This window comes from Actinomadura sp. B10D3 (assembly GCF_039871695.1).
Taxonomy (GTDB): domain Bacteria; phylum Actinomycetota; class Actinomycetes; order Streptosporangiales; family Streptosporangiaceae; genus Spirillospora; species Spirillospora madurae.
Map to the genome: position 1 here is coordinate 88,807 of NZ_JBDPLY010000002.1, position 15,875 is coordinate 104,681.

The window sequence follows — 15,875 nt, forward strand, 5'->3', positions numbered from 1 at the left end:
TCCGTCCGATGAATATGGACAAGCCGGTACGGCGGGTGGCGATCTTCGCGCTGCTGCTGTTCTTCGGGCTGATGGCCCAGGTCAACTACGTCCAGGGCAGCCAGGCGGAGGACCTGCGCACCGACGCGCGCAACAGCCGCCAGTACGCGGACGTGTTCAACTCGCCGCGCGGTCAGATCTCCGCCGGCGGCGAGGTGCTGGTGCAGTCGAAGGAGACCGGCAAGGACAACCCGAAGTACGGCCGGACCTACAAGGACGGCGCGGTCTTCGCGCCGGTCACCGGGTACTTCAACGGGAACGCGACGCAGGTCGAGCGGGCCTACAACTCGCTGCTCGGCGGCAAGGACAAGCGGATCACCCAGCAGCGCTGGTTCGACACCTTCATCGGCAAGAAGGCCGAGGGCGCCAACGTCGAGCTGACGATCGACCCGCAGGCGCAGCGGACGGCGTACCAGCTGCTCAAGGCGAGGACGACGCAGGGCCGCCGCGGCGGCGCCGTGGTCATCGACGTGAAGACCGGCGCGGTGAAGGTGGCGGCGTCGTGGCCGTCGTTCGACCCGAACGAGGTGGCGCCGCAGACCGGTGAGAAGGGCGGGAAGCGGCTGGAGCAGCTCGACCAGGGCAACGGCGTCGTCAAGCCGCTGGTCGACAACGCGATGAGCCAGACGTTCCCGCCGGGTTCGTCGTTCAAGGCGGTCGTCTCGGCGATCGGGATGCAGAAGCTCGGCCTGAACAGCTCGTCGACGGTGAACACCGGGCAGCTGATCCTGCCGGAGTCGGGCCGCCCGCTGCCGAACTCCCACGACACCGGTAACTGCGCCGGGTCGGCCCCGCTGCGCGGCGCGTTCGCCGAGTCCTGCAACACCTCGTTCGCGAAGATGGCGCTGGATCTCGGCATCGAGCAGCTCCACGAGGGCGCCACGAAGTTCGGGTTCGGCGAGCGCATCCAGCTGGAGCCCGACATGTACGCGGCCGAGAGCGACGTCCCGGTGGCCTACACCGACGCCGAGGGAAAGACCACCCCGACCGGCAAGGACGGGACCGCCCGGTCCGGCATCGGCCAGGAGAACGTGCGGGCCACCCCGCTGCAGATGGCGCTGGTCGCCTGCTCCATCGCCAACGACGGCAAGATCATGAACCCGTACGTGGTGCAGAAGGTCCGTGCCAAGGACCAGAGCGAGCTCTACAACGCCTCGTCGAAGGAGCTCGGCAAGGGCATGAGCGGTGACCAGGCCGAGCAGCTGCAGGACATGATGCGCGCGGTGGTCACCGAGGGCACGGCGAAGAACCTCGGGAACATGCGGATCGCCGGCAAGACCGGTACCGCCGAGCAGGGCCCCGGCAACCCCAACGCCAACTGGTTCGTCGGGTTCAGCCCGGTCGAGAACCCGCGCTACGCGTTCGCCGTCATGACCGAGGTCGCCGGCGGCTCGGGCGCCGGGGACGCGGGCCCGATCGCGGGCGGCATCATGGCTAAGGTCCTGCAGAAGTGAGTGCGGGCCTCGTCCTGAACCACCGGTACCGGCTGCTGGAGCGGCTGGCGATCGGCGGGATGGGCGAGGTCTGGCGCGCGTCCGACGAGGTGGCCGGGCGGCCGGTGGCGGTGAAGCTGCTGCGCCTGGAGCTCGGCTCGGACATGCGGGCGCGGGGCCGGTTCGCGGCGGAGGCCCGGTTCGCGGCGGAGCTGCGGCATCCGGGGATCGCGCGGGCGTTCGACTACGGCGAGCAGGACGGCCGGACGTTCCTGGTGATGGAGCTGGTGGCGGGCGAGCCGCTGGACGAGATCCTGGCGCGCGACGGCGGGCTGCCGGTGGAGGCCGTCCTCGACCTGATCGTGCAGGCGGGGCGGGCGCTGACGGTCGCGCACGAGGCGGGGATCGTGCACCGCGACGTCAAGCCGGCGAACCTGATGGTGTCCCCGGACGGCACGCTGAAGATCACCGACTTCGGGATCGCGCGGCGGCTGGCGGCGGCGTCGCAGACCCAGACCGGGATGGTCATGGGGACGGCGCACTACATCTCGCCGGAGCAGGCGCAGGGGTTGAAGCTGTCGCCGGCGGCGGACCTGTACTCGCTGGGCGTGGTGGCCTACGAGTGCCTGACGGGCGCGCCGCCGTTCGACGGGCCCACGCCGGTGGAGGTGGCGCTCAAGCACGTCCGGGACGCGCCGGCGGAGCTTCCGGTGCGGTTCCCGGAGGAGGCCCGCGAGCTGGTCATGGAGATGCTGGCGAAGGAGCCGCGCGACCGTCCGGCGGACGCCCACGCGGTCGCGGCCCGCGCGCTGGCGATCCGGGCGGGCCTCAGCACGGGCCGGATCAGCGCGGTCCCGGCGGAGGCGCCCCGTGGGGGCCGGACCGGCGCGCCCCGTCCTGGCCCGGGCCGGCACTCAGCGGCCGGCGGCACGCAGATCGTTACCCAATCGTCGGCTTTGTCGGGATTTGACGGCGCGTCAGGGGCGGATAACCTCGCCAACGGGTCAGTGCCGGGGCAACGGCGCACGGTGCTGGCGTACGCGTCCGTCGCGGCCGCCGTGGTGCTGGTCTGCGTCATCGTGATCGGTTCCCTGTGGAAGGGGTTCGCCTTCGCCGGGTCCGGGAAGGACGAGCGGGACCCGCCCGCCGCCCCGGCGACCCTCCCGGTCGGGGACGACGGCGTGAGCGACCCCACGGCGAAGCCCCGCGGCACGCCGCCGGAGCACTCCCCGCCGAGACACAGGAGCCGCAGCGGTACGAGGCCGGCTGTTCCACCACCGCACCGGACGCATAGGATCCGTCCGTCAACGCAAGGGGCGCCTCGGACGTCCCCCACACGCAAGCCATCCACGAATCCGCCCCGGGCGACTCCCACCGCCCCTGAGCCGACACCCACACCGACGGAGAGCCCCACGAATCCGTCAACTCCGAGCCCGGATCCCCCGCCGCCACCGGACGGGAAGCTAGGTTCAGGAGACAAGGTGTAGACGTACGAGGGAAAGTGCACATATGAGTCAACCTCGGCTGCTCGGCGGCCGCTACGAGCTCGAGACAGTGATCGGGCGGGGCGGCATGGCCGAGGTCTACCGTGCCCGAGACCTGCGCCTCGATCGCGTCGTCGCGGTCAAGACGCTACGGTCCGACCTGGCCCGTGACCCCACGTTCCAGGCCCGGTTCCGGCGCGAGGCCCAGTCGGCCGCGTCGCTGAACCACCCCTCGGTCATCGCCGTGTACGACACCGGCGAGGACATGATCGCAGACACGCCGATCCCGTACATCGTGATGGAGTACGTGGACGGGAGCACGCTGCGCGACCTGCTGCGGGAGAACCGCGCGCTGCTCCCGGACAAGGCGCTGGAGATCACCGACGGGATCCTGCGCGCGCTGGACTACAGCCACCGCGGCGGGATCGTGCACCGCGACATCAAGCCGGCCAACGTGATGCTCACCCGGCAGCACGAGGTCAAGGTCATGGACTTCGGCATCGCCCGCGCGATGGCCGACTCGGCGGCGACGATGACGCAGACCGCGCAGGTGATCGGCACCGCGCAGTACCTGTCGCCGGAGCAGGCCCGCGGCGAGCGGGTCGACGCCCGCAGCGACATCTACTCGACGGGCTGCGTGCTGTACGAGCTGCTCACCGGCAAGCCGCCGTTCACCGGCGACTCCCCGGTCGCGATCGCCTACCAGCACGTCCGGGAGGAGCCGGTGCCGCCGTCGCAGGTGGACCCGCAGATCCCGCAGTGGGCGGACGCGATCGTGCTGAAGGCGATGGCGAAGGAAGCCGACCACCGCTACCAGAACGCGACGGAGTTCCGGCAGGAGATCCAGCGCGTCCTGCAGGGGCAGCCGGTGGCGTCGACGGCGGCGTCCACGATGCTGATGGGCGGCGCGCAGCCGCAGGGCACCCAGGTGATGGGCGCGTTCGGCGGCCCGGCCCGCACGCAGGTGCGGCGTCCGCCGGACGACGGGTACGGCCTGCCGCCCGCCCGCTACGACGACGATGACCAGCGACGCGGCGGCGGCGGGAAGAAGGCGGCGCTGTGGCTCGGCCTCGCGGTGCTGTTCATCGGCGGCGCGGCGCTCATCGGCTGGATGATGAGCGACGGCGACAAGGCGCAGCAGATCGCGATCCCGCAGAGCATCGTCAACGTGTCGCAGAGCGACGCGACGGCGCAGCTCACGAAGCTCGGTTTCCAGGTCGGCAAACCCAGGACGGACTACAGCGACGACATCCGGCGCGGGAACGTCATCAGCTCCGACCCGCAGCCCGGCACCAACGCGGCCCGGGGCACGACGGTGACGCTGCTGGTCTCCAAGGGCAAGAAGCCGCCCACGGAGGTCGAGGTGCCGGACGTGACCGGCAAACCGTACGCGGCGGCGAAGAAGCTGCTGGAGGAGCGCGGTTTCAAGGTCGAGCGGAGGGTCGAGTCGAGCGACAGCGTCCCGCGGCTCAACGTGATCAGCACCGACCCGGCCGGCGGGTCGAAGGCGCCGAAGGACTCGACCGTGACGGTGACGGTGTCCAACGGGCCGACGAACTTGAAGGTGCCGGACCTGTTCAACAACAGCCAGCGGGCCGCGTGCGCGAAGCTGAAGGACCTCGGGCTGCGGTGCAATGTGCAGAAGGGCGCGCCGCCGCCGGACCGGCAGGTCGCGCCGGGCTTCGTGTTCAACCAGCAGCCCGGACCGGACGCGACGGTCGCGCCCGGCGACACGGTGACGATCTTCGTGGCGGACAAGCCGCAGACGCCGCCGCCGAGCAGTCCCGGCGGCACCCCGACGCCGGGCTTCCCGGGCTTCCCCGGCGGTAACGACGGCTGACCGGTCCCGCCCTGAACGGTGAAGGGCCCCGCCTCCCGGATCGGGAGGCGGGGCCCTTCGGCGTCGTGTCGTCAGGACGCGAGGAGGGCTTCCGCCACTCGGGGGCAATGGCGGAAGCCCTCGATATGGTCTTCGTCACCACACCTAGGGACGTTACGGATTTCAACGGATATTTTCCGGCGACGGCTGCGATGGACTCGCCGCGGGCCCGCCCCCGCCGCGCATCCGCGGGTCGCCGCAGGAGGAGAGCCAGTTTCGCAGGAGCCGGTGGCCGTGCCGCGAGAGCACCGACTCCGGGTGGAACTGGACGCCCTCGACCGGACGGGTGCGGTGCCGCAGGCCCATGATCACGCCGTCGGGGGTGCGGGCGGTCACGTCCAGGACGTCCGGCGGGACGGTGCCGGGCCGGACGGCGAGCGAGTGGTAGCGCGTCGCGGGGAAGGGATCGGGCAGGCCGCGGAAGACGCCCGCGCCGTCGTGGTGGATCTCGCTCGTCGAGCCGTGGACGATCTCCGGCGCGCGCCCCACCGCGGCCCCGTGCACGTGCGCGATCACCTGGTGGCCGAGGCAGACGCCGAGCAGCGGGGTGCCGCGGCGCTCGGCGTCCCGGACGAGGTCGAGGCAGACGCCGGCGTCGGCGGGGTGGCCGGGGCCGGGGCTCATCAGGACGCCGTCCATGGCGGCGGCGTCCGCGACGGCGACGTCCGAGCGGTCCTTGACGACGCAGTCGGCGCCGAGCTCCCGCAGGTACTGGACGATGTTGTAGACGAAGCTGTCGTGGTTGTCGACGACGAGGACGCGCACGGCCGGTCAGCCTCCCGGGATCCTGGAGCCGGACGGGGTCGCGGAACCGGACGGCGCCGGGGTCTGCACGACCCCGTGGTCGAACTGGACCTTGGGTTCGACCCAGGGGAACACCACGTACCAGAGGAGGACGGCGACCGCGAGGGCCAGCCCGGCCGCCGTGGCGGTCTTGGTCTGCCAGGTGCCGGGAAGGCGGCGCCAGATCCAGGCGTACACGGGACCTCCTCCTACTTTCCGGCGGCCTGCGAGGCGGGCGCGACGCGGGGTCTGGACTCGGCCAGCTCACCGAACACGATCATGCGTTTGGCGGCGGAGTACTTCGGGTGGCAGGTGGTGAGCGTGATGAGCCGCTCGGTCGGCCGCCGCTTCGGATGGAACGGGACGGACGCGGTCACCTCCGTCGCCGACGGCTTCACGATCCTGCGGTCGGTGACCGTGTACACGTACTGCCGGTCGCGGGTGTCGATCAGGATGCGGTCGCCGCGGTCGAGCTCGCCGAGCCGGTTGAAGGGCGCCGAGTAGGTCGTCCGGTGCCCGGAGACCACGAAGTTGCCGACCTGGCCCGGCAGCGCGGTGCCGGGATAGTGGCCCGGGCCCTTGCGCAGGTCCTCCCGGCCGACGCCCTCGATCACGACGAAGTGGTAGCCCTTCCCGAAGCGGGGGATGCGGATCATGGCGAGACCCTCGCCGAGCCTGACCTTCTCGGTGGTGACCCGGCCGTCCCGCCAGGTCTTCAGCATCTCGTCGCCGAGGCGGTCCTGCGCGCCCTGCGTGTACCGGCCGGTGCCCCACAGCTCGTACGTCACGAACAGCATGAGGATCAGCCCGGCGGTGATGCACAGTTCGCCCATGCCACGGATCACCGTCCGCACCGCGCGTCCTCCTCCTGCCGGCGGGCTAGCCGCCCTTGGGCGGCGCCGCCGGCACCGTAGCGTGCTTCATCGTCACGTTGCCGGTGTAGGGCGGCAACGTAGCGCGTTCCAGGGTCCGCACCGAGTAGCCGAGCCCGTAGGCCCGGACGTACTTCCGGTAGATCGCGATCTCCGGGGACGCGCCGAGCGCCGCGCGCAGCCGGTCCGGGTCGCCCGCGGCGATGATCCGGAAAGGCGGGGAGTACACGACGCCCTGGAGGATCAGCGTATTGCCGACGCACCGCACCGCGCTGGTGGAGATCACCCGCTGGTCCATGATCTGCATCGCCCGCGCGCCGCCCGCCCACAGCGCGTTCACGACCGCCTGGACGTCGCTCTGGTGCACCACGAGGTCGTCCGGGCCGGCCCCGTGGGGAAGGCGGCCCTCGTCCTGCGGGGCGTCGTCCAGGGTGACGCGCACGGCGGGGCCGGTGTAGGGGGTGAACCCGGCGCCGGCGGCGAGCCGGTCGGCCTCCTCCTGGGCCTCCCGCACGCGTGCGTCGTGCCGTCCGGCCTCCCGGGAGACGGCGTCGACCTGGGCGCGCAGCCGCCGGTACTCGGCGCGCTCCTCGCGTCCCCGGCGCTGCTCCGCGGCGATCAGCTCGGTGATCCTGGTACGGCCCTGTTCACGCAGGTTCGTGCCGCGGGCCGTGCTCGCGCTCGCCGCGAACAGGACTCCCGCGAGTAGCGTGAGAACTGGGATGATGCTTCCCCACGCTGGACGCCGTACGCTGCTCATCGAGAATCTGCTCATCAGCCAGTGCTCACCAGCGACTACGCTAACCGACAAACCACCCATGCGCGGTCCGGCGCTCCGGCCGCCGGACGCCCGAGGAGATCGAACCGCCGTGGCCAAGTCCAAAGTGCGCAAGAAGGCCGTCTACACCCCGCCGCAGAAGTCGAAGGCGCCCGAGGTCAGCCCGCGCTGGCTCGTGCCCACGATGGTGGGGCTGTGGCTGGTCGGGCTGATCTGGATCGCCGTCTTCTACGTGACGGCGAGCACCGGCACCGACGTGCCGTACATGACCGACCTGCACAACTGGAACCTGGGGATCGGCTTCACCGCCATCATCCTCGGCGTGATCCTGTCGACCCGCTGGCGCTGACCGCGGCCATCCGGCCGACCCTGGTTATCCACAGGTTGGGGATCTCCCACCCCGGCTTTCCCCAGGTTTTCCACAGCGGTTTTCCACAGGCGCGATGCCGCGGACGCCGCCGCTGGTGAGCGGCGCCCGCGGCCTTCGCCTGCCGTCCTGCCCGCCGTCCGTGCCCGCCGTCCGTGCTCGCCGTCCGTGCTCGCCGTCCGTGCGCGGTCAGAGCGCCGGGTTCAGGTCCGCCGTCCTGACCAGGACCAGCGCCGCGAGCAGCGCCAGCGTGACCAGCGGCGCCGCCACGTGCACCAGCGTGCGCCGCGCGGCGGGCGCGTAGGCGTACGCCGCGGCCAGCGCCCCGCCGACCACGAGCCCGCCGACGTGCCCCTGCCAGGAGATGCCCGGCACCGAGAACGTGATCACCAGGTTCAGCACCAGCAGCACCACGATGGGGCCGACCGGCCCGCCGAGCCGGCGGCCGATCACGAAGTAGGCGCCGAACAGCCCGAAGATGGCGCCGGACGCGCCGACCGCCGAGTCGCCGGGCGAGCCCACCAGGTACAGCAGCACCGAGCCGCCCAGCCCCGACAGGACGTACAGGGCCAGGAAGCGCCACCTGCCGAGCACCTGCTCCAGCGCGGGGCCGACGGCCCACAGCGCCCACATGTTGAACAGGATGTGGGTGATGCCGAACGACCCGCCGCGCTGGTGCAGGAACATCGTGGTGAACAGCCGGTACCACTCGCCCTCGGCGACCCCGCCGACGTCTCCGTCCGGCAGGACGCCCCGGCCGAGCATCATGAACTCCCAGACGACCCGCCAGGACGACAGCTCCGCAAGGTACGCCGCCACGCACGCGCCGATCAGCGTGTACGTCACGACCGGCGTGGCCGACGTGGAGCCGCGGGCGCCGAGGACCGTCCGCGGGACCGCCCGCCGGACGCCCCGGTTCCCCTCCGCGACGCACTCCACGCACTGGTGGCCCACCGCCGCGTCCCGCATGCACTCGGGGCAGATGTAGCGGTCGCACCGGGTGCAGCGCACGTACGTCTCGCGCCCCGGATGCCGGTAGCAGGCCGGCACCGAGGTCTCGGGGGCGTGACCGTGGTCTGTGCTCATCAGGGCTCCGTTGGCCGATGCGGTGTCACCCGTAACGGGGTCTCACCGTAGAACGTCTAACGGCGGTCGATCGTCACCGACTGGACGACGACGTCCTCCTGCGGACGGTTCATCCGGCCCGTCGGGACGGAGCCGATCCGGTCGACGACGTCGGTGCCCTCGATGACCTTGCCGAAGATGGTGTGCCGGCCGGTCAGGTGCTGGGTGTTCGCGACACTCAGCGTGATGAAGAACTGGGAGCCGTTGGTGCCGGGCCCGGCGTTCGCCATCGCCAGCAGGTACGGGCGGTTGAACTTCAGGTCCGGGTGGAACTCGTCCTTGAACTCGTAGCCCGGCCCGCCGGTACCGGTGCCGAGCGGGTCACCGCCCTGGATCATGAAGTCCTCGATGACGCGGTGGAAGACCGTGCCGTTGTAGAGCGGCTTGTCCGACTTCTGGCCGGTGCGCGGGTCGGTCCACGTGCGGGTGCCCTCCGCCAGTTCGACGAAGTTCGCCACCGTCTCCGGCGCGTGCTCCGGGTAGAGCTGGATGACGATCCTGCCCTGCGACGTGTTGAGCGTCGCGAAGATCTCGTTGGCCACGCTGGCCGCCTCCTCGTTGAATTGGGCTCTGAAACGTCTCGACGCGCGGTCTCGGCCAGGGCCGAAATCGTCACCCTGGGTGAACGAACGATCACGTTCACGGGGTTTACCTCCCGTTCGCGGGGAAGGCTGCCTGACAGGACCTCGCAAACAGGGAGGTTAGCGTGTCCCTAATGATCAGTATCCGCCGGAAGCCGCAGGACGAAGTCCGTTCGCGGTTCGGCCGCGTCCAGGAAACGGCCCGGCACCGCAGCGTGCTGTGGCGGCAGGGCGCCTCCGACATGGCGGGGCGGGCCTCCGAGATGGCGGGGCGGTTCGGCCCCGTCGCGGGTGAGCGCATCATCATCGCCCGCGGATGGAGCGCACCGAGACTCCGGAGCGCGGCCCGGTATGTGGAGACCGGGCTGGCTCCGCGGGTGAGCACGTTGCTCAACGATGCCGCCGGACGGGTGGAACCCCCGAAACCGGCGAAGTCAGGGCGTGGCGCCCTCATGGCGATGATGGGCGTCGTCGCGGCCGTCGGCGTGGCCGGCGTGGTCGCGACGCGGCGCGGCGCCATCCGCGACATGACGAAGGGCTCCGGTGAGCACCGGGAGGACGCCACCTCGGCCGACTCCATGACGGTGTCCGGCGCCGATGTCGACGGGCAGGTGCAGTCGCCGCATTGACCCGCACAGGGGAAGGGGGCCCGGCCGTGCACGGCCGGGCCCTTTTGCGTCGCCGCGGCCCCGCGGGGCGGGGGCTGCTACCACCCGGTACGGTGAACGCCATGTCGCCGAAGCGCTCCGTCCTGCACGGGCTGACGGCCCGGGTGAGGCAGCGGGCCCGGCAGGGCGTGCACACGGCCCTGCACCGCGGCTGGGAGTGGGTGCAGCGGCACGGGGAGATCACCCCGCACACGCCGGGCCGCCGCAGGTTCGCCTACCTCGGCGAGGGCGCGTGCATCGGCTTCCCCGTCGGCGCGATCTACGGGGAGCCGTGGATCTCGATCGGCGACCACACGCTCGTCGGGACGCACGTGACGATCTCGGCAGGGTTCGTCCCCGGCCTCGACCTCGGCCCGGACGTCATCGTGCGGATCGGCGCGAGCTGCTCGCTCGGCCGCGGCACCCACATCGTCGGGCACCAGTCCATCGACATCGGCGACGACGTCTTCACCGGCCCGAACGTCTACATCACCGACCAGAACCACACCTACGGCGACCTGCACACCCCGATCGGGCGGCAGTGGCCGGAGAACAACCCGGTCGTGATCGGCGACGGCTGCTGGATCGGCACCGGTGCGATCATCCTTCCCGGCACGCGGCTCGGCCGCAACGTCGCGGTCGCGGGCGGCGCCGTCGTCCGCGGCGAGTTCCCCGACCACTCGGTGATCGGCGGCGTCCCCGCGAAGATCCTGCGAAGCCACGACAAGGAGCACGGCTGGCAGCCGCCCCTGCGCACCGGCCCCCTCATGTCCCTGGACGAGCTCGCGGCCCTGTCGGTGAACGGCCTCGAAGGCCTCCAGATCCTCCAGGACAAGCTGCGCGAGGAGTCCTCCGGCCCCGATGACGTCCTCAGGGAGGAAGCCGGCTGAGGAACAGTCGGCAGTTCCGCGTATGCGCCACCCGGCCGATCTTGTCCCCCGTGCGAGCTACCGGCGAATGTCCACCGCACGGTGACGATCCGCACCCCGCCGATTCCATAGCGTTCTCCACGTAGCCGCGGCGCCCGAGCCGCGAAATCCCCCCGGCCCTTACCGGGCACCCGCTCCCGCTGGAGGACACCATGCTTCGCAAGATCAGGACCGCCGCCGTCACCGCCGCCGCCTGCACCGTGCTCGGTGCGGGACTCGTCGGCTGCGACGACAGCACGGGCGAGGACTTCGACCCCTTCGCCTCCACGCCGAAACCCGCCGCCGGCTCCTTCACCGGGACGAAGACGCTCGAGATCGGCGGCAAGTCGTTGAACGTGTCCTGCTCGGGCAAGGCGGCGGACGGCACGCCGGTCATCGTCCTCCTGCACGGCGCGGGTGACGGGGTGGACAAGATGGCCGCCCTGCAGAAGACGCTGAGCGCGAAGAACCGGGTCTGCTCCTACGACCGCCTCGGCGCGGGCAAGAGCGACAAGCCGGACGGCCCGCAGGACTTCGCGAGCACCGGGAAGGTCCTCACCGGGCTGATCGACCAGGTCGCCGGCGACGCGCCGGTCGTCCTGGCCGGGCACTCCCTCGGCGGGCTCATCGCCGCCCGGTACGCCCCCGAGCACAAGGACACGGTGAAGGGCGTGGTCCTCCTGGACGCCACCCCGCCGACCATGGGCGCCGAGATCACGAGGATCATCCCCGCGTCCGCCAAGGGCCCCGCGGGGCAGGTGCGGGCGCAGAACGTCGCGATGTTCAAGGGGCAGAACCCCGAGCAGCTCGTCATCAAGGACGGGAAGGTCGCCTCCGCGGGCGACATCCCGGTGGAGGTCGTCAAGCACGGGCAGCCGTACCTCGCCGCCGTCCCGCAGTACGGGCCGAGCCTGGAGCGGGCGTGGACCGACGGTCAGAGCAAGTGGCTCGAACTGTCCAGCAAGAGCTCGCTGCGCGTCGCCAAGAAGAGCGGGCACTACATCTACAAGGACCAGCCCGAGGCCGCCGTCCAGTCGATCCAGCGCGTCGCCACGCAGGCCGCGCGCTGAGTGCAGGGCGCAGGCCGCGCGCCGAGCGCTGCCCGGCCGCGAGGCGCGGCCCGCATGGACAGAACAAGGCCCCTGGCGCGAAGCCAGGGGCCTGTTCCGTACGCCTAGAGCGGTGTCAGTTCGAGCGGGCCGTGCGGCGGTCGCCGTCGCGGCGGTTGCCGTTGTACGGGCCGCCCCGGCGGGCGCCGTGGGAGCCGCCGCCGGTGCGGGGGCCGCCGCCGTGCCGGTCGCCGGACGAGTAGGAGCGGTGCTCGCCGCGCCCGCCGTCGCCCTCGCGGCGCCGGCCGCCGCCGTCACCGCGGTCGAAGGAGCGCGCGGGCCGGCCGCGCCGCCCGCCCGGACGGCCCCGGCCGCCCTCGCGGCGCGCCGGCCGCTCGGGGATGATCGGGCCCTCGATCGGGATGCCGGACGGCGGCCGGGCGCCGGTCAGCTTGACCAGCTCGGCGTCACCGCTGCTCACCCGGATGCGGGGCGCGTTGATGCCGGCCCGCCGCGTCATCGCGGACGTGGCGCGGACCTGATGCGGCAGGACGAGCGTGACGACCGTGCCGCGCTCGCCGGCGCGGGCGGTCCGGCCCGCGCGGTGCATGTAGTCCTTGTGGTCGGCGGGCGGGTCGACGTGCATCACGAGGGACACGTCGTCGACGTGGATGCCGCGGGCGGCGACGTCGGTGGCGACGAGGACGCTGATGCTGCCCTCGCGGAACTCGGCGAGCGTGCGGGTCCGCAGCCCCTGGCTCTTGCCGCCGTGCAGGCCCGCCGCGCGGACGCCGGCCTGGACGAGCTGCTTGGCGAGCCGGTCGACGCCGTGCTTGGTGCGGGCGAACAGGATCGTCCGGCCCTCGCGGTTGGCGATCTCGGCGGTGACGGCCGCCTTCTCCTTGGGCGCGACCAGGAGGAGGTGGTGCTCCATCGTGTCGACGGACTCGTCCACCGGGCCGATCGCGTGCGTCACCGGGTCGTTCAGGTACCGCTTGACCAGGACGTCCACGTCCTTGTCGAGGGTGGCGGAGAAGAGCAGCCGCTGCCCGCCGGGCCGGGCGGCGTCCAGGATGTCGGTGACGTCGGGCAGGAAGCCCATGTCGGCCATGTGGTCGGCCTCGTCCAGCACGGCGATCTCGATGTCGGACAGGTCGCAGGCGCCCTGCCGCATCAGGTCCTTGAGCCGGCCGGGCGTGGCGACCAGGACCTCGACGCCGCGGCGCAGCGCGTCGATCTGCTTGAACATCGAGGTCTGGCCGATGACGGTCTTGAAGCGCAGGCCGAGCCCGCGGCCGAGCGGCTCCAGGTTCGTCTGGACCTGCTGGGCGAGCTCGCGGGTCGGCACCAGGATCAGCGCCAGCGGGCGCTTCGGGGCGGCCTTGCGGCCGGAGAGGCGGGTGAGCAGCGGAAGACCGAACGCCAGGGTCTTGCCGGAGCCGGTCTTACCGCGTCCGAGGACGTCGCGTCCGGCCATGACATCGGGGATCGCGGCGGCCTGGATCGGGAACGGCGCGTCGATGCCCTGGCGGGCCAGGGCGTTCACCAGCACCGGCGGGAGGCCGAGCTCGGCGAAGGTGGGAACCCGCTCCTCGTCCGCGGTCGCGGGCATGGACGGGTTCTGTGCAGCGGCAGCTGTGGTCACGCATTACCTTCCGAGAGGGGGGCACGTCTCGGGAGGCACCACGGTGTGTGCGCGGCCTGCAAGGACGAGCCTGACGCCAAGGTCGGCGTCGAAGAGTGATTCCTAGAGTCTAACGTCGCCGGGGGCCGTCCTTATGCCCCGTCCCGGATGGAACCTTCGTCACTCCCTGCTCAGAAGGCACACGAGACACCCGTCACAGGGGCCGTGAGCGGGTCCGGGGAACGGAACGTCGCCGGGGCTCTCGAACCCGACGGCCGCGCCGACCTCTCGTGCGCGTCGCGCGACACCCGGAGCAGCTCCGGGTACCCGGCCGACTCGGTGAGGATCATGCGCGTCGCGTCCCTGAGTTCCATGAACGGAGGCTATCGGCAACGTCCAGGGGGCGTCCGGATACGGTCACAAACCGGAGGAAGTCCCCGAAAAAGCTGCCATATGCGTCTACCGGGGAGTGGCGCCGGTTTCCGGTCCTGCGGCCGGGACCGGGCGGCGATCGCGAGCCCGTGCGCGGGGCGAGGTCAGGCCGACCTTCCGGCGGGGCGGGCGGCAGGCCCCCGGCGACGGGGACATGATCGGGATCATTTTTGGCAGGCCCGAAAGCGGCGGGCCCGGCTTCGCATCGCGGTCCCCACGAGGAAAGGTGGCACAACTTGCTCGTTGATCACCTCGAACGCTCTTGTTAATCTGCCCCGCAGCCCGGTCAACTGGGCTATAACCACCGGTGATAATTCCTATCCACTCCGCGACGAATGCCCCTCGACCAACACGCGCCCAACCGTTCTTGTGATCATGGCCGACACAATCGGCCGCACACACCTTCAGCTACACCCGACCCCTCGAAGTAGTCAGGTGAACGGTACAAGTAAATGACTGTGCAATCTCCGGAATCCCCTGCCGGCAAAGAAGTCGGCAGCACCCTGGGGAAGCGGCTCCTGGCTTTCGCCGGCGACCCGCTCTTCCGCGGTGACGCCCAGGTACTCCACGGCCCCAACCCCTACCGCCGGGCCCTGGCCCCCGACTCGCTCGCCGAATCCGACTTCGGCCGCCCGCCGGGGCCGCGGGAGTGGCCGTCCCATCGCTCCCTCGCCGCGCACCGGCTGCTCGGCACCTTCTACGAGTCCGAGACGGTGCTGCTGCCCGAGCAGGGCGTCGACGGCCTGTACGAAGATTTCACGCACTTCTACGGGCGGCGGCTGAAAGAACTCCGGGAAAGCTCGGTCTCGGAACTGGAACGTTTCGCGTTCGGCTGCCTGGACGACGCGGTCGACGTCAGCGGCGCCGCCACCCCCGACGTGCTCGACACCTACTTCCAGCACATGGTGGACGAGGCCGCGGCCGGGCCGTCGCCGGCGCTGACCGCCGTCGCGAACGCCCGCGACCGGGAGAGCGCCGCCGGCCTGTACCTGGTCCAGCTCGCCCTGGACGGGCTCACCGAGGCGTCCGCGATGTCGCGCAACCTCGGCGGCGCGTACGGCCCCGAGCAATCCGCGCTCTTCAAGATCTTCATCGACGAGTTCGGGTACGGGGTCTATGACTCCAAACACACCACGATCTTCGCCAAGATGCTGCGCAGCCGCGCTATGGCGACGCATGTGCACGCGTACTGGAACTTCTATCTCACCGGTCCGCTGGCGACGAACAACTACTATTACTACGTGTCGCGCGACCATGCGAGGTTCTTCCGCTACGCAGGTGCCGTCACCTATGCCGAGGCCATTTTCGCGCCCGCTTTCGTGAAAATGATCAAAGTTTTCCGCAACATTTTCGGAGACGACGTCGATCTGCATTACTGCGACGAGCACGCGCACATCGACGAGCACCACGGCCGGATCACCCGGGAACAGGTCCTGCTGGCGCTGGCCGAGCGGCACGGGCCGCGGGTCGTCCCCGAACTGCTGCGCGGCATCGCGGAGACGCGCCTCATCGGCGGCTGGTTCGAGGACGACACCGCGGCGCAGATCCGCTGGTCCGACGACCTCGCCCGGTATCGCGACCTCGCCGGCCGGACGAGCACCGAGCCCGCGCCGCGGCGGATCACGCTGACGCCGGCGAGCCCGTTCGGCACCCGCACCCACGACGGCGACGTCGTCCTGGAGATCGAACGCGGCGAGGCCGACCTTGTCACCACCCCGACCGGGCCGCCCGAGCGGATGGCACGCGGCGACGCCGTGCTGATCCCCGCCGGACGGCTCTACGGGGTACGGGCGGCGGCGTCCGAAACCGCCTGCCTGCTCCACACCGCCTCCCCCGGCTGACGCGCCCGCTCCCCCCACGCTCCCCGGGCCCGT

General features: G+C 71.3%; 16 protein-coding genes. 8 read left to right on the forward strand and 8 right to left on the reverse strand.

What is annotated here, in order from left to right:
• Positions 1-8 precede the first annotated feature (8 nt).
• From ABGB11_RS03605 to pknB, 3 genes are read left to right on the forward strand one after another with little or no spacing between them, the layout of a single operon-like run.
• Positions 9-1,493: a penicillin-binding transpeptidase domain-containing protein gene (locus tag ABGB11_RS03605; RefSeq protein WP_347628747.1), complete on the forward strand. Its 1,485-nt coding sequence runs from the start codon at positions 9-11 to the stop codon at positions 1,491-1,493.
• Complete coding sequence (locus ABGB11_RS03610) at positions 1,490-2,959, forward strand: serine/threonine-protein kinase (protein WP_347628748.1); 1,470 nt, start codon at positions 1,490-1,492, stop codon at positions 2,957-2,959. Before ABGB11_RS03605 ends, ABGB11_RS03610 begins: the two co-directional genes overlap by 4 nt.
• 22 nt (positions 2,960-2,981) lie before the next feature.
• Positions 2,982-4,796: a Stk1 family PASTA domain-containing Ser/Thr kinase gene (gene pknB / locus ABGB11_RS03615; protein ID WP_347628750.1), complete on the forward strand. Its 1,815-nt coding sequence runs from the start codon at positions 2,982-2,984 to the stop codon at positions 4,794-4,796.
• A 162-nt stretch (positions 4,797-4,958) separates the two neighbouring features.
• Here pknB and ABGB11_RS03620 read toward each other — a convergent pair whose 3' ends face one another.
• The 4 genes from ABGB11_RS03620 to ABGB11_RS03635 are packed head-to-tail and all read right to left on the reverse strand — an operon-like array spanning position 4,959 to position 7,250.
• On the reverse strand, positions 4,959-5,600 hold the full coding sequence (locus ABGB11_RS03620) for a gamma-glutamyl-gamma-aminobutyrate hydrolase family protein (RefSeq protein ID WP_347628752.1): 642 nt from the start codon (positions 5,598-5,600) through the stop codon (positions 4,959-4,961).
• A 6-nt stretch (positions 5,601-5,606) separates the two neighbouring features.
• Positions 5,607-5,816, reverse strand: coding sequence for a hypothetical protein (locus ABGB11_RS03625; protein ID WP_347628754.1), 210 nt, complete (start codon positions 5,814-5,816; stop codon positions 5,607-5,609).
• 11 nt (positions 5,817-5,827) lie between these two features.
• A complete protein-coding gene (locus ABGB11_RS03630; protein WP_347628756.1) occupies positions 5,828-6,472 on the reverse strand; it encodes a class E sortase in 645 nt (214 codons plus the stop codon).
• A gap of 25 nt (positions 6,473-6,497) precedes the next feature.
• The gene (locus tag ABGB11_RS03635; protein WP_347628758.1) at positions 6,498-7,250 is read right to left on the reverse strand and encodes a DUF881 domain-containing protein; all 753 of its coding nucleotides are present in this window, start codon (positions 7,248-7,250) and stop codon (positions 6,498-6,500) included.
• 109 nt (positions 7,251-7,359) lie between these two features.
• On the opposite strand from ABGB11_RS03635, the gene ABGB11_RS03640 reads away from it, so the two are divergent.
• Positions 7,360-7,617 carry a cell division protein CrgA gene (locus ABGB11_RS03640; protein WP_021597057.1) on the forward strand — a complete coding sequence of 86 codons (258 nt, stop codon included), beginning with the start codon at positions 7,360-7,362 and terminating at the stop codon, positions 7,615-7,617.
• Positions 7,618-7,824: 207 nt separating this feature from the next.
• Here the strand turns inward: ABGB11_RS03640 and ABGB11_RS03645 are convergent, their stop codons facing one another.
• Together ABGB11_RS03645 and ABGB11_RS03650 are read right to left on the reverse strand one after the other, a co-directional pair.
• Complete coding sequence (locus ABGB11_RS03645) at positions 7,825-8,721, reverse strand: rhomboid family intramembrane serine protease (protein ID WP_347628760.1); 897 nt, start codon at positions 8,719-8,721, stop codon at positions 7,825-7,827.
• A 56-nt stretch (positions 8,722-8,777) separates the two neighbouring features.
• Positions 8,778-9,302 carry a peptidylprolyl isomerase gene (locus ABGB11_RS03650; RefSeq protein ID WP_347628762.1) on the reverse strand — a complete coding sequence of 175 codons (525 nt, stop codon included), beginning with the start codon at positions 9,300-9,302 and terminating at the stop codon, positions 8,778-8,780.
• Between the two features lie 173 nt (positions 9,303-9,475).
• Here ABGB11_RS03650 and ABGB11_RS03655 point away from each other — a divergent pair, with 173 nt between their 5' ends.
• The 3 genes from ABGB11_RS03655 to ABGB11_RS03665 all read left to right on the forward strand — a co-directional run bounded on the left by ABGB11_RS03655 (position 9,476) and on the right by ABGB11_RS03665 (position 11,966).
• Entirely contained in the window at positions 9,476-9,970 is a 495-nt protein-coding gene (locus ABGB11_RS03655) for a hypothetical protein (RefSeq protein ID WP_347628764.1), read from the forward strand.
• A gap of 101 nt (positions 9,971-10,071) precedes the next feature.
• On the forward strand, positions 10,072-10,878 hold the full coding sequence (locus tag ABGB11_RS03660) for an acyltransferase (RefSeq protein WP_347628766.1): 807 nt from the start codon (positions 10,072-10,074) through the stop codon (positions 10,876-10,878).
• 191 nt (positions 10,879-11,069) lie between these two features.
• On the forward strand, positions 11,070-11,966 hold the full coding sequence (locus ABGB11_RS03665; protein ID WP_347628768.1) for an alpha/beta hydrolase family protein: 897 nt from the start codon (positions 11,070-11,072) through the stop codon (positions 11,964-11,966).
• Between the two features lie 115 nt (positions 11,967-12,081).
• Here ABGB11_RS03665 and ABGB11_RS03670 read toward each other — a convergent pair whose 3' ends face one another.
• Entirely contained in the window at positions 12,082-13,557 is a 1,476-nt protein-coding gene (locus ABGB11_RS03670; protein WP_347628770.1) for a DEAD/DEAH box helicase, read from the reverse strand.
• Positions 13,558-13,760: 203 nt separating this feature from the next.
• Positions 13,761-13,943: a hypothetical protein gene (locus tag ABGB11_RS03675; protein ID WP_347628772.1), complete on the reverse strand. Its 183-nt coding sequence runs from the start codon at positions 13,941-13,943 to the stop codon at positions 13,761-13,763.
• Positions 13,944-14,453: 510 nt separating this feature from the next.
• Between ABGB11_RS03675 and ABGB11_RS03680 the strand changes: the two genes are divergently transcribed.
• Positions 14,454-15,842, forward strand: a complete 1,389-nt coding sequence (locus ABGB11_RS03680; RefSeq protein WP_347628774.1) for an iron-containing redox enzyme family protein — start codon at positions 14,454-14,456, stop codon at positions 15,840-15,842.
• Positions 15,843-15,875: the final 33 nt, after the last annotated feature.